Origin of the sequence: Brasilonema bromeliae SPC951 (assembly GCF_012912135.1) — a bacterium.
In the GTDB taxonomy this organism is placed as follows: Bacteria; Cyanobacteriota; Cyanobacteriia; order Cyanobacteriales; family Nostocaceae; genus Brasilonema; species Brasilonema bromeliae.
On record NZ_QMEB01000211.1, the window covers coordinates 1 to 12,257 of the forward strand.

Annotated in this window: 13 protein-coding genes and 1 pseudogene; 9 read left to right on the forward strand and 5 right to left on the reverse strand. The window is 42.7% G+C overall.

Annotated features, from left to right (window positions below; genetic code table 11):
- Window positions 1–470 precede the first annotated feature (470 nt).
- From DP116_RS22025 to DP116_RS22035, 3 genes are all read left to right on the forward strand, one after another.
- Window positions 471–893 (forward strand): QcrA and Rieske domain-containing protein, encoded by a 423-nt coding sequence (locus DP116_RS22025; RefSeq protein WP_169157207.1) that lies wholly within the window; start codon window positions 471–473, stop codon window positions 891–893.
- Window positions 894–1,027: 134 nt separating this feature from the next.
- Entirely contained in the window at window positions 1,028–1,894 is an 867-nt protein-coding gene (locus DP116_RS22030) for a class I SAM-dependent methyltransferase (RefSeq protein WP_169157208.1), read from the forward strand.
- Between the two features lie 327 nt (window positions 1,895–2,221).
- Window positions 2,222–3,016, forward strand: a complete 795-nt coding sequence (locus DP116_RS22035; protein ID WP_169157209.1) for a PhzF family phenazine biosynthesis protein — start codon at window positions 2,222–2,224, stop codon at window positions 3,014–3,016.
- Between the two features lie 77 nt (window positions 3,017–3,093).
- On the opposite strand, the gene DP116_RS22040 is transcribed toward DP116_RS22035, so the two are convergent.
- The 4 genes from DP116_RS22040 to DP116_RS22055 form a co-directional block, all read right to left on the reverse strand.
- Entirely contained in the window at window positions 3,094–3,465 is a 372-nt protein-coding gene (locus DP116_RS22040; protein WP_169157210.1) for a hypothetical protein, read from the reverse strand.
- 64 nt (window positions 3,466–3,529) lie between these two features.
- Entirely contained in the window at window positions 3,530–3,898 is a 369-nt protein-coding gene (locus DP116_RS22045; RefSeq protein ID WP_169157211.1) for a pentapeptide repeat-containing protein, read from the reverse strand.
- Window positions 3,880–4,203 (reverse strand): hypothetical protein, encoded by a 324-nt coding sequence (locus tag DP116_RS22050; RefSeq protein WP_169157212.1) that lies wholly within the window; start codon window positions 4,201–4,203, stop codon window positions 3,880–3,882. The genes DP116_RS22045 and DP116_RS22050 overlap by 19 nt, the downstream gene beginning before the upstream one ends.
- Before the next feature lie 201 nt (window positions 4,204–4,404).
- Entirely contained in the window at window positions 4,405–4,602 is a 198-nt protein-coding gene (locus DP116_RS22055; protein ID WP_169157213.1) for a hypothetical protein, read from the reverse strand.
- Window positions 4,603–5,465: 863 nt separating this feature from the next.
- Here DP116_RS22055 and DP116_RS22060 point away from each other — a divergent pair.
- From DP116_RS22060 to DP116_RS22075, 4 genes and pseudogenes are all read left to right on the forward strand, one after another.
- Window positions 5,466–6,701 carry a sedoheptulose 7-phosphate cyclase gene (locus DP116_RS22060; RefSeq protein WP_169157214.1) on the forward strand — a complete coding sequence of 412 codons (1,236 nt, stop codon included), beginning with the start codon at window positions 5,466–5,468 and terminating at the stop codon, window positions 6,699–6,701.
- A complete protein-coding gene (locus tag DP116_RS22065) occupies window positions 6,701–7,531 on the forward strand; it encodes an O-methyltransferase (RefSeq protein WP_169157215.1) in 831 nt (276 codons plus the stop codon). The genes DP116_RS22060 and DP116_RS22065 overlap by 1 nt, the downstream gene beginning before the upstream one ends.
- A 364-nt stretch (window positions 7,532–7,895) precedes the next feature.
- Window positions 7,896–8,243 (forward strand): annotated as a pseudogene (locus tag DP116_RS22070) (D-alanine--D-alanine ligase family protein); the annotation flags it as partial.
- Window positions 8,244–8,395: 152 nt separating this feature from the next.
- Window positions 8,396–9,478, forward strand: coding sequence for a class I fructose-bisphosphate aldolase (locus DP116_RS22075; protein WP_169157216.1), 1,083 nt, complete (start codon window positions 8,396–8,398; stop codon window positions 9,476–9,478).
- A 130-nt stretch (window positions 9,479–9,608) separates the two neighbouring features.
- Here the strand turns inward: DP116_RS22075 and DP116_RS22080 are convergent, their stop codons facing one another.
- Window positions 9,609–9,827 (reverse strand): hypothetical protein, encoded by a 219-nt coding sequence (locus DP116_RS22080; protein ID WP_169157217.1) that lies wholly within the window; start codon window positions 9,825–9,827, stop codon window positions 9,609–9,611.
- Between DP116_RS22080 and DP116_RS22085 the strand changes: the two genes are divergently transcribed.
- Both DP116_RS22085 and DP116_RS22090 read left to right on the forward strand, forming a co-directional pair.
- Complete coding sequence (locus DP116_RS22085; RefSeq protein WP_169157206.1) at window positions 9,827–10,033, forward strand: hypothetical protein; 207 nt, start codon at window positions 9,827–9,829, stop codon at window positions 10,031–10,033. The two genes, DP116_RS22080 and DP116_RS22085, sit on opposite strands and share 1 nt — an antisense overlap.
- 963 nt (window positions 10,034–10,996) lie before the next feature.
- A complete protein-coding gene (locus tag DP116_RS22090) occupies window positions 10,997–12,163 on the forward strand; it encodes a pyridoxal phosphate-dependent aminotransferase (RefSeq protein WP_169157218.1) in 1,167 nt (388 codons plus the stop codon).
- The last annotated feature ends 94 nt before the right edge of the window (window positions 12,164–12,257 follow it).

The following is a 12,257-nucleotide window of genomic DNA, read 5'->3' on the forward strand; positions in this document are numbered from 1 at the left end:
AGCTCCTTCTTTTCGTGTCCTCAATAACGTTTTCAGCCTTAACTGAACCGTATTGTACTATAAGGTATACAGGCTATCAACATAAGAAGGTCAAAAAGCTTGTGTCAAACATCCAAAACTCGGTAAATATTTTTGCGCTAATGCTAAACAATTGTCTCATTTGAAGAAAGGCGCACCAGATATTGACGCTACCGACGCGAATAACGAAAAGGCTCTGCTTGGGGTGACAGATGCAGAAAGCGATGCTGCTGTATCTATGTTTGGCTGTGATTGCGTTGCATCGATAAATTGCTTGCGTCGCCTGCGCAATAGCCTTCCTTAGAATTGATTTTCCTTGATTTTTAAGATTAGAAAAAGCAAGGGAGCAAGGGAAGAGATTTTTTCTTTTCCCTTACTCTTTGACAGCTTGTTATCAGACATTGTATTGTTCGAGAGATTGTCTAAATATTGTTCTACAGAATTTCAATAAAATGAAACGTCGTCATTTTTTTACTTGGATTGGTATAGGTTCTTTGATAAGTAGCCTATTTGTGAAAGTTAGAACTTCTGAGCCAAACACTACAGCGATATCATCAGCATCTGGAGATTGGCAAAGGGTGGGGACGGTAGCTGAGTTGGATAAAACTGGTCAGTTATTAAATGAAAAATCACCTGTTGGTTCAGTTTTAGTAGTTGGTACTTCTAAAAGTAAAAATTTGATAGCTGTTAATCCCACCTGCACTCATATGGGTTGTACAGTAGAATGGCTGAATAAGGAAAGAATGTTTTTATGTCCTTGTCACGCTTCTGAATTTAAACTTGATGGCAAGGTGCAAATGGGTCCAGCCACAAAACCACTCTCAACTTACACGACAAAGATAGAGGGTAATTTCGTGATGGTGAAACGCATTTAGTTTGGGATTTGTCAAGTGTAAAAGAGCACTTAACGAGAAAGTAAAGTTTGGGGAACTGACACGGAACATGCTTGCGCGATCACTCGTATTATTAAAAAGAAATGTGCAGCAGTATCCACCAACTTTAACCCTAAATGCAGAAACCAAAATCAATTGAAATTCCAAAAGCAACTCGCTACCAAAATGCAGCGATAGATTACTATATGGGAGTCACAGGTTCCTCCTATCTCCATTATGGGTATTGGGAAACATTACCTCACAGTGGTGAGGAATTGACTCTAACTTCTCTGCGTGCAGCTCAAGAAGCTTATACAGCCAAACTGTTCAGTTTTATCCCAAAGGGAATAAGCACCGTGCTGGACGTCGGCTGTGGTATTGGTGGTAATGCGAAATACTTTTTGGAACGCGGTTTCAGTGTTGAGGGATTAGCACCCGACGCACTCCAACAAGAAAAGTTTCTTAAGAATACCAACAATCAAGTACCTTTCTACTTAACGAGATTTGAAGATTTTCAACCAACCCACTCCTACGATCTCATCCTGTTCAGCGAAAGCAGCCAATATATTGCTGTTGACGATTTGGCTCAGGGTGCGGCTCGTTTACTGAGTAGTGGCGGCTACTTGCTGATTGCCGATATGATGCGCTCTGATCCCGAATACCAGGAGGGTATCTTTTCCAATTGTCATGTCACAAGTGTTCTTCAGGAAGCCTTGGAACGGGCTGGGTTCACTTTAATCAAAGCAGAGGACATCTCAAACTCGGTTGCACCAACGATTGACTTGTCTTTGGATTATTTCCGTACTTTTGGGCTGACTACGATGAAATATATTAGTGATGTTGTGGCGATCGCTGTCCCACCATTACATGCATTGGGACGTTGGGCATTTAAGCGCTGGCTGGACAAACCAATTGTCGAGGGGTTAGCAGCACGTACAATTTTTGAACGCCATCTGTGTTATTCCATCCAACTCTGGCAGTTATCAATTCATAAATTGAATTAAAATGACTGCAGAAACAAACACCCAAGATTGGCAACAAACTTTCATTAGCAATTGGTTACAATGCTTGGGTTGGTTATTTAGCAGCATCCCACTGGCGGCGCGCCACCCGCTATGAATGAAAAAAACACTCTTTCCCTGTTCCCTGTTCCCTGTTCCCTGTTCCCTATTAAGCGTGTTTCTTCAGAGGAGAACGTGGTGTTGTCATTTGCAGCACCAATTAAGCGCATTTAAATATTGCTAACGTATCACCGCTATCGTTACTTTGCCCGAAAATGTCTGGGCAAATGTCGCGTCAATGTATCAGTATATTTAAAACAAATTCGAGATATGGGACAAACTATTACTCAAGTAGACGCATTTAGCAACACACCTTTTGCAGGTAACCCCGCTGCAGTCTGCATTTTACCTACTCCCCAGTCTGAAGACTGGATGCAAAAGGTGGCGCAAGAAATGAATTTATCTGAGACTGCGTTTTTGGTGAGACAGGAAGATGGTTTTCATCTGCGCTGGTTCACCCCTACAACAGAAGTGCCACTGTGTGGTCATGCTACCCTAGCTAGCGCTCATGTTCTTTGGTCACAGGGGCATCTTTTGCCAGATGAAGTCGCTCGTTTCCACACCAAAAGCGGAGTGTTGATTGCTAAAAAGCACGGAAATTGGATTGAACTCGATTTTCCTGTAAATTCTTCAGAACAAATAACCGCTCCTCCTGAACTCGGTGAAGCTTTGGGTGTTCCGATGAGAACGGTGATGAAAAATTCCTTGGGTTATCTGGTAGAGGTGGAGTCTGAAGATTTAGTGCGACAAATACAGCCGAACTTCGAGCTACTGAAAGCGTTACCCCTTGCCAATGTTATTGTTACTAGCCTAACACAGGAAGACGAAGAATACGATTTTGTCTCTCGCTTTTTTGCACCAGGAGTGGGAATTAATGAAGATCCTGTGACTGGGGCTGCTCATTGTTGTCTGGCTCCGTTTTGGCGCGATCGCCTTGGTAAAGATGAGTTCTTAGCATATCAAGCATCTAGTCGGGGCGGTGTATTGAAGGTGCGTTATGAGGGTGGTTCTCGTGTCTATATAAGTGGACAAGCAGTTACGGTTCTGCGTGGAGAATTAATTTGAAAATGCTATTCGCCACTCCCTCACTCCCTCATTCCCTGTCTCAAATTTAGTTTAGATACCGGAAAATTCCTGTCAGGTTATGCACCCGTTAAGGAAACCTTTTTTTCTATACGAGTTTGTAAATCTGCCAAAAGCGCATCCCCACTGCGTCGGGCTTCCCAAGGACCAGACTCCCAAAGTTTTATACTCCACTGTCCTTGCATATAATCTTCATTTTCTGAGATTGTGCCAATGTAGGTAATTGGGTCGGGTGAAGTTGTGAAGTAGCGCTTGATAAAGCTGATACGACGCCCAACTACCTCACCGGTAAGCTGGGCTTCTCCCAAGTTGCTGTCATCCAAAATCCTACCAGTCAATGTGTTACCACTTTGAATCAATGTGACTTCAAAACGGGTAGGAATTCCTTGTTGCCAGTAAGTTCCAAGCCAAGTGCCATTTACATCAGCCATAGCCAGTTTTTCGCAACTTATCTGTGTTATCTTTAAACTATAAAATCGGATTGCTATATCTTGGTCAAAGTTTTCGCATATTTCTACTGACGGGGTCAAAACCTCGGGAAAAGCGCGTACTATCGTCGTAGCAAGCTCCACTCAAATTTGCTCCATAGAGCTTGGCAAAGTTTAGCTTCGCTCCCCTAAGATTAGCTTCATGCAAGTTGGCACCGCTTAGGTTAGCTCGCGTCAAGTTGGCACCAGCTAAGTTAGCAGCTCCAAGGTTTGCTCCCCACAGTTTAGCTTTAGCTAGGTTTGCTCCACTTAAATCCGCTGCAAATAAATTGACTCCAGCGAGCATTGCTTGAATTAACTTGGCTCTAACAAGCTTCACTGCTGGAAAATCTCTCTCTCCTGCTACATAACGCTGCTTCAGTTCATTTGCATCCATGCTTGGTTCACCGTGCTCAGCAAACTGGAAGCTATCTGCTCCCATTCCTGGTCTAATTCTACTTTTGACTCTGGCTGACCGCTACGTCTATACCAATAACGAGCATTGATCAAATCACCCTCTTTGCGGTGCAGGTAGGCGTGAACCCAAGCACTATCAGCATCGCTAGCATCTTGTACTATTTCGTGTGCAGTATCCCACTCACCTTTTTTATCGTACCAAAGGCCCTGCAACGCTTTTGGCAGTGACTCAAGACATTTTGGATTTTTTTCTATTAATTGCTTGAATGTTACCGCACTCGTCATAAATCCACCTAGAAAATATCAAGCCTCTATTTCTAGGATACAAATTCTAGGCTACAAATAAGTTCTGACTGACGAAAGAATTTTCATACATACCACAGTAGCTATCTACCCTTTTAAGTAGATGTTCCCTAGCAAAGCTAGGGAACGAGACAACTAGCTTATGTGTGAGCAACGATATCTCGCTTGAGCACCACAACTCTATTAGACTTGAGTGACATTTTCCTGATTTAATTGCTGCTCGACATTACTGATAGCAGCGTTTAGACCAGCCAGTCTAGTGTCTAAATCATCTCGCATAGTTTTGAGGAATTTCAGCTTACGCTCTAAGCGAGTTTTGCGAGACACGGGTTCGCTACCGTAGCAGTTGTTGTCCCAAAAAGGAAAAGGAAACGGAAACATAGTTTGCTTTTATAGAAACGACCTTATTTAAATTGTGGCTAAATCCTAGGCGAGATAACGGATAAGAGAGTGGGGGATAACCGACTATCGTGAGTGGGGGTTGAGCTTCCGGTAGAGTTGGGTTACTCATATAGATGCATATTATTAACTCTTTGTCTACTGTTAATAAGACGCGATATTTGTTCATAAAAGTACCAAATAAAGGTCTCATAGCACTTATTTCTCTAGCTTGACTAAGGTGAGCTATTTTATTTCATTCTTTAGATAGAAGCTTTCTTAAACCGAGGCATTATAAAAAGTTATTGTACTTTGTCCAGTGAAGAGTTTATTGCTTTGTACTGCCAAGGAAAAACTACCAAACTTAAAAGTGTAAATCAGTTGCTAGTAATAACGGGTTGTATTTTTTTATCAAGACTTCGATTTGATTTAGGCAATGTGTTGTCGGTATTCCAGACTCAAATTCTCAGAGGAAGAATAAAATCTAATAAAATTATAAAACTTATTTTTTTTTTATAAAATGTGATAATTTGAGAATATAAGTCAAAATACGGTGATCATTCGATAGCTATCAACCCTGGGAGACATTAGGATTTTTCTGCAAAAAGTGGAAAATTAACATATGTCAGCTAATTTTGCTGAAAAGTGAGCTAATTCAATTAAAATTCCTTACTAAAGTATGCTCAAAACCTTTTAAGACGGGGGTTCTTTATTTGTTTTAGTTTTTTGACCTCCAGTCTTCTTGTCCATTGGGCACTTTGCTTATGGATAGTGGTGTAGTTATTGGGTGTACTGAGGTAAATACTGTCTTGCGAAGAGTCTCTCATTTTTTTGAGGGATATTGTCAACATTGAAGGTCAAAAATAATGAGTACCATCCAAGCAAAGTTTTCAGCGACTGAAGATGCTTTTCACGTAGAAGCTTACGAAAAAATTGAGTACAGCCTCATTTATGTTGATGGGGTTTTTGCAATCAAAAATCCACAACTGGCAGAAGCCTATAAAAAATTTGGACGTTGCTTGGTTGTTGTAGATGCTAATGTGAATAAGCATTACGGCAGTCAAATCGAGCAGTATTTCAAATATTACGATATTGACCTGACGGTTTTTCCGATCACGATCACTGAGCCAAACAAGACTATTGAGTCTTTCGAGAAGATTATCGATGCTTTGGCCCAATTCAAGCTGGTTCGCAAAGAACCAGTGCTAGTGGTTGGTGGTGGACTGATTACAGATGTTGCAGGTTTTGCCTGTTCTGCTTACCAGCGCAGTAGCAACTACATTCGTATTCCTACTACTCTGATTGGTTTGATTGATGCGAGTGTTGCTATCAAGGTAGCAGTTAACCACAAGAAGCTGAAAAACCGCCTTGGTGCTTATCACGCTTCGCAAAACGTTTTCCTCGATTTCTCGTTTTTGGGTACTTTGCCAACAGCACAGGTTCGCAATGGAATGTCAGAACTTGTGAAAATTGCAGTGGTTAACAACAAAGAGGTTTTTGATTTGTTGGATAAGTATGGCGAAGAACTGCTTTCCACACACTTTGGCAACATTGACGCAACACCAGAAATTAAGGATGTAGCGCATCGCGTCACTTACGAGTCTATTAAAAGCATGCTAAATTTGGAGGTTAACAACCTACACGAGTTAGACCTAGATAGGGTTATTGCTTTTGGTCATACTTGGAGTCCGACTCTTGAACTTGCGCCCCGCGTACCTATTTTCCACGGTCATGCAGTCAATATAGATATGGCTTTTTCTGTCACGCTTGCAGCACGACGAGGCTATATTACCACACAAGAACGCGATCGCATTCTCAGTCTCATGAGCCGTCTCGGTCTTGCTCTCGACCATCCTCTCTTAGACGAAGAACTTGCATGGCGTGCTACCCAATCCATCACCTGCACACGAGGCGGTCTACTACGAGCTGCTACGCCTAGACCAATTGGCAATTGCTTCTTTGTCAATGATTTAACTCGTGAGGAACTGGCTGCAGCATTATCAGAACATAAGCATCTGTGCGAAAGCTACCCTCGTGGTGGCGATGGCGTAGAACTCTACCCAGATGCTTACAACCCAGAACTTGTCGGGAGTGAAGCCTAATGTCGCAAGTTGTCGAAAAGCCAACCGCTAGACCTGTTACACCATTGGGGATTTTAGCTAAGCAGCTAGAAACGATTTTGCAGACACTTCATCAACAGACATCTGATGAGCTACAAGCTAACCTCAATCAAGCATGGCTTTTGGCAGCAGGTTTAGACCCCTATTTAGAAGAATGTACCACTGGTGAATCACCAGCCCTCGCAGCGCTAGCTCAAAAAACGGCTCATGAAGCTTGGAACCAAAAGTTCCACGAGGGAGCGACAGTACGAGAATTAGAGCAGGAAATGCTTTCTGGGCATGTGGAAGGACAAACTCTCAAGATGTTTATCCACATGACAAAAGCTAAGAAAGTGCTGGAAGTAGGTATGTTCACTGGCTATTCTGCACTCGCAATGGCGGAAGCTTTACCGCCTGATGGAGAACTGGTCGCTTGTGAAGTTGACCCTTACACCGCAGAGTTTGGGCAAACTGCTTTCCAACAATCTCCCCACGGTGCGAAAATTCGTGTGGAAGTGGGTGCAGCACTGGACACTTTGCAGAAACTGGCAGATGCAAGGGAGTCGTTTGATTTTGTGTTCATAGATGCGGATAAAAAGGAGTATGTCAAGTACTTCCAAATCCTGCTGGAGAAAGATTTGCTCGTTCCTGGAGGGTTTATCTGCGTAGATAACACTCTACTTCAAGGGCAAGTCTATCTTCCTGAAGAAAATCGCACTCTCAACGGCGAGGCTATTGCTCAGTTTAACCACATCGTCGCTGCCGATTCCCGTGTGGAACAAGTATTGTTGCCACTGCGAGATGGCTTAACCATTATCCGACGATTACCGTAGTTGTCATACATTTAGCGTGCACTTTTATTGTGCACAGAGAACTCAGAATTCAGAATTATCGAAAACCGCACTTATATTGTTCCCTTTTTCTTACTTCATAGATCTCTGAGTTCTGAGTTCTTCAACAACTCTCGTCCATCACCTCCTTCTCCTACAGCGCTGGTAGGCGAAGGAGAGAATATGAATTTCACATATTATTTTTTGTTCGCGCAGAGTGCCCGTCGGGCATATTTTTCACGCTCGCGAATGCGTGAATGTTGAGAAGCGAAAGTTATGACACTACCAGACAATTCCAGACAGTTGAATTCGTAGTCTTGCCGTTTTTTTCAATGGCGAAACTACGAATCTCAAATCACGAATTCTTATGGCACAATCTCTTTCGTTATCATCTAATAGAGCAGACAATGATTTTTACTGCGATTTGTCACGCCTTTACGCCGAAGGCTGTCTGACAGCAACGGCAGATCCATCGCGCTATGACTTTGTGATTGCATACATCACACCAGATCGCCAGTGGCGATTTCCTCGGTCCCTTAGTCGAGAAGATATTGCTGTCGCCAAACCGATTCCTGTGTTTGATGCTATACAGTTTATAACAGCGCAAAACATTGACCTGATGTTGCCACAAATGTTTTGTATCCCTGGAATGACTCACTACCGCGCGCTATTCGACCTGCTTAAGATCCCTTACGTAGGCAATACTCCGGATGTCAATGAGTGTTTATTAATAAATCAATCAAAAGTAGTATATAAATTTCTGCTTAGATTAGGCATATAAACTTAATGCTTTTATAACCAAGTGAAAAATAGTACGAATGCTATATTAAAGGCAAAGCTATGTGCTGACGTTTTGAGGAAAAGGCAATGACGACAACACTATCTGCGCCTCATTCTATCGAGTCCTTGCTAGGCAAAGAAGCAGAAGACTTGCTCACCTATAAGGCAAAAGTTTCTAAGGATTTACTACATTTGCCAGGACCAGATTTTGTGGATCGAGTTTGGTTGAACAGCGATCGCAACCCCCAAGTCTTGCGTAATCTCCAAACACTATACTCCACAGGACGGCTGGGAAATACTGGGTATGTCTCTATTCTCCCTGTAGACCAAGGGATTGAACACTCAGCCGGTGCGTCATTTGCGCCCAATCCCATGTACTTTGATCCCGAAAATATTGTTAAGCTGGCAATAGCAGCAGGCTGCAACGCTGTTGCGACGACATTGGGAGTTTTAGGTTCAGTTTCACGCAAATACGCTCACAAAATTCCCTTTATAGTCAAACTCAACCACAACGAACTGCTAACTTTCCCCAATCAATTTGACCAAGTTTTGTTTGCTTCAGTCGAACAAGCTTGGAATTTGGGTGCAGTTGCTGTGGGTGCGACAATTTATTTTGGTTCAGAACAATCTACCAGGCAAATTCAGGAAATCAGCCAAGCTTTCAAACGCGCCCATGATTTGGGGATGGTGACGATTCTTTGGTGCTATCTGCGAAACAACGCTTTCAAGGAAGACAAAGATTATCACCTTGCAGCTGACCTGACAGGACAAGCGAATCATCTCGGTGTGACAATTGAAGCTGACATTATTAAACAAAAGTTGCCTGAAAATAACAACGGTTATGGAGCTGTAGCAAAGGCGACTGGTAAGAGTTACGGTAAAACTAATGAGCGGGTTTACACAGATTTGACAAGCGACCACCCAATCGATTTAACTCGTTACCAGGTACTCAATTGTTATTGTGGACGTGCAGGATTGATTAACTCTGGTGGCGCGTCTGGAAAAAGTGACTTTGCAGAAGCTGTTCGGACTGCGGTAATTAACAAACGCGCTGGTGGAACAGGACTCATTTCTGGGCGCAAAACATTCCAACGTCCGTTTGAGGAAGGAGTGAAATTGTTTCACGCGATTCAGGATGTTTACTTGTCTGAGGCGGTGGCGATCGCCTAGGGCAGAGCTACGCTTAACGCCTAGGGCAGAGCTACGCTTAACGCCTAAACGACTCTCAGTCCGCCTGCGATTCAAATCGCAGGCTAATAGCCAAAGTCCTCTCAAGAAGACTAAATAAATATGAAGTCCATTAAAATGAACTTAGGCTATTAGGTGATAGCAGTTCATCTCGATACGATTCAAAAATGATACTTTCTGCTACACCTTGATGTTGCATAATCATTTCCGACCAAGTAGTGGATTTCGTTTCTAGGAAAGTAACAAAGACGCGGCTTTCAGTAATACCTTGCGGCATTTCAGTGAGTTCAATTTTGCCGTTTCTATATATTCCTTCAATAGTTTGTAGCATTGCAGTTTACCTTTCAACAAACACAGGGGTGTAGGGGCAAAACAAGTCAAAAGTATCAAGTCATATGTCGGTCTGGCGAAGAAGTAGGAAATGACCAGTCTCAACGAGCTTTTGGGGCAAGATACTATGATCGTAACCCACATGAGCGTAGCCCAATTGAACAAGAATTTGCTCGTAACAAAGCGCAGCGTGGAGATGATGACTAAGCAATTGAGAATGTGAAATGTAAAAAACTTGACAACCATAGGTCATACATTCTATGTTTGAGGGAGTGTGTTGAAACTCATCGACACCAGTCCCCCGATCCTTGAAAACCGCATAATTCCGTTTAGTGGTGTCGATTGCTCTTGTAGTAAGGGTTTCAGCCTACAAGATGAAGAGTTTATTGCAAATAATCTTGCCCTTATTGATAATTAAAAAAGTGGTGTCGATTTGGCGTCCCAAATCCCCTCCCAGTAAGGCTCCCTAAGCGAACTCTTTCCATTACCTCTTCCCCTAACGGGGATGGAAACTACTACTTGTCTTGTATACTAACTGTTAATTAGTACTGTCTTTCCATTACCTCTTCCCCTAACGGGGATGGAAACATTGGAGTGGGCTCGTCAAACTGTCCATACTGTGACTCTTTCCATAACCTCTTCCCCTAACGGGGATGGAAACCTAATATTTCTATTAGGTTAAAAAGAATATTACAAGTTTCTTTCCATAACCTCTTCCCCTAACGGGGATGAAATACCAAATCTTTGTATCAAATTCCGAATTATTGAATGAGCGAGAAAATTTCCGATGGGAAAACTAAATCTGAGGCTTAAACACCTTGCGATTTTTAGTTCCTACAGTTAGTTGCTCAAGAATTCCCAAGTCATCCCCCACACTTAATAATGCCGCTTAAGTTGGTAGGGATGCTGGGATTTTTCTATTTGTGGGGGTTGGTCGTTGAGTAGAAAATTACGTAGAGAAAAAATCACAAAAAAACACATTTACTCTCTGTATCCACCATCCACAGTTCATCTGAGAGATAACAAACAGCGAAGCGATTGCCTACGGCAGAGCTACGCTTAACGCCCCATCAATTTTATTCTTTCAACAAAGGAATTGTTAAGAGACAAATATCAATCTTATTTTCTGAGATATTGTAAAGTAAGTCAGAAGTTTGCCAAACGAGTGACATGAAGCTGGCGCAACGAGTAAGTCAAGTAGCACCTTCTATAACCTTAGCTATTGCAGCCAAGGCTAAGGCTATGAAGGCAGAAGGAATTGATGTTTGTAGTTTTAGCGCTGGAGAACCGGACTTTGATAGTCCAGCGCACGTCAAAGCTGCTGCACAGAAGGCTTTGGACGAAGGTAAAACTAAGTATGGACCTGCATCTGGGGAACCAAAGTTAAGAGAAGCCATTGCCCGCAAGTTAAAAACTGACAATGGTCTTGATTACAAAGCAGAAAATGTTATCGTTACCAACGGTGGGAAACATTCTCTGTTTAACTTAATACTGGCGCTGATTGAACCAGGAGATGAAGTCATCATCCCCGCGCCCTACTGGTTAAGTTATCCGGAAATGGTGACGCTTGCGGGTGGAGTCTCTGTGATTGTCCCCACAGATGTTTCGACAGGTTACAAAATTACACCAGAACAGTTGCGTAAGTCGATTACGCCTAAGACAAAGCTTTTTATTCTCAACTCGCCATCTAATCCTACTGGTATGGTTTACACACCAGAGGAAATTGAGGCGATCGCCCAAATTATCGTTGAGACTGACATTCTTGTCGTTTCCGACGAAATTTATGAGAAGATTCTCTACGATGGTGCCAAACACGTCAGCATTGGTTCCCTAGGACCAGAGATTTTTGAGCGAACTATTATCAGCAATGGGTTTGCCAAAGCTTACTCCATGACAGGATGGCGCATTGGATATTTGGCAGGACCTATTGATTTGATTAAAGCAACAATTACTATCCAAAGCCATAGTGTGTCGAATGTTTGTACGTTTGCTCAATATGGGGCGATCGCAGCTTTGGAAGATTCCCAAGATTGTGTGGAAGAAATGCGTCAAGCTTTCGCCAAACGTCGAGAAGTCATGTATGAAAGACTCAACGCTATTCCTGGGCTGACTTGTCCAAAACCAGACGGCGCTTTCTACTTATTTCCCGACATTCGCAAAACAGGACTAAAATCTCTGGATTTTTCTAACAGGTTGCTAGAAAAAGAGCAAGTAGCAGTTATTCCTGGAATCGCCTTTGCTGGTGATGACAATATTCGCCTTTCCTATGCCACCGATATGGCAACAATTGAAAAGGGAATGGATAGATTTGAAAAATTTGTCAAATCACTTATTTAGCGATACCGTTCAGTTAAGGATTGATCCTCCCTAGCCCTCCTTAAAAAGGAGGGAATTAAGCCCCCTTTTTAAGGGGGTCGCCGTAGGCGGGGGG

Coding starts and splice junctions, on each gene's coding strand:
- DP116_RS22060 (WP_169157214.1), top strand. CDS start 5,466: ATGAGTACCATCCAAGCAAAGTTTTCAGCGACTGAAGATGCTTTTCAC.
- DP116_RS22050 (WP_169157212.1), bottom strand. CDS start 4,203: ATGACGAGTGCGGTAACATTCAAGCAATTAATAGAAAAAAATCCAAAA.
- DP116_RS22035 (WP_169157209.1), top strand. CDS start 2,222: ATGGGACAAACTATTACTCAAGTAGACGCATTTAGCAACACACCTTTT.
- DP116_RS22065 (WP_169157215.1), top strand. CDS start 6,701: ATGTCGCAAGTTGTCGAAAAGCCAACCGCTAGACCTGTTACACCATTG.
- DP116_RS22040 (WP_169157210.1), bottom strand. CDS start 3,465: ATGGCTGATGTAAATGGCACTTGGCTTGGAACTTACTGGCAACAAGGA.
- DP116_RS22055 (WP_169157213.1), bottom strand. CDS start 4,602: ATGTTTCCGTTTCCTTTTCCTTTTTGGGACAACAACTGCTACGGTAGC.
- DP116_RS22075 (WP_169157216.1), top strand. CDS start 8,396: ATGACGACAACACTATCTGCGCCTCATTCTATCGAGTCCTTGCTAGGC.
- DP116_RS22080 (WP_169157217.1), bottom strand. CDS start 9,827: ATGCTACAAACTATTGAAGGAATATATAGAAACGGCAAAATTGAACTC.
- DP116_RS22030 (WP_169157208.1), top strand. CDS start 1,028: ATGCAGAAACCAAAATCAATTGAAATTCCAAAAGCAACTCGCTACCAA.
- DP116_RS22090 (WP_169157218.1), top strand. CDS start 10,997: ATGAAGCTGGCGCAACGAGTAAGTCAAGTAGCACCTTCTATAACCTTA.
- DP116_RS22025 (WP_169157207.1), top strand. CDS start 471: ATGAAACGTCGTCATTTTTTTACTTGGATTGGTATAGGTTCTTTGATA.
- DP116_RS22045 (WP_169157211.1), bottom strand. CDS start 3,898: ATGGATGCAAATGAACTGAAGCAGCGTTATGTAGCAGGAGAGAGAGAT.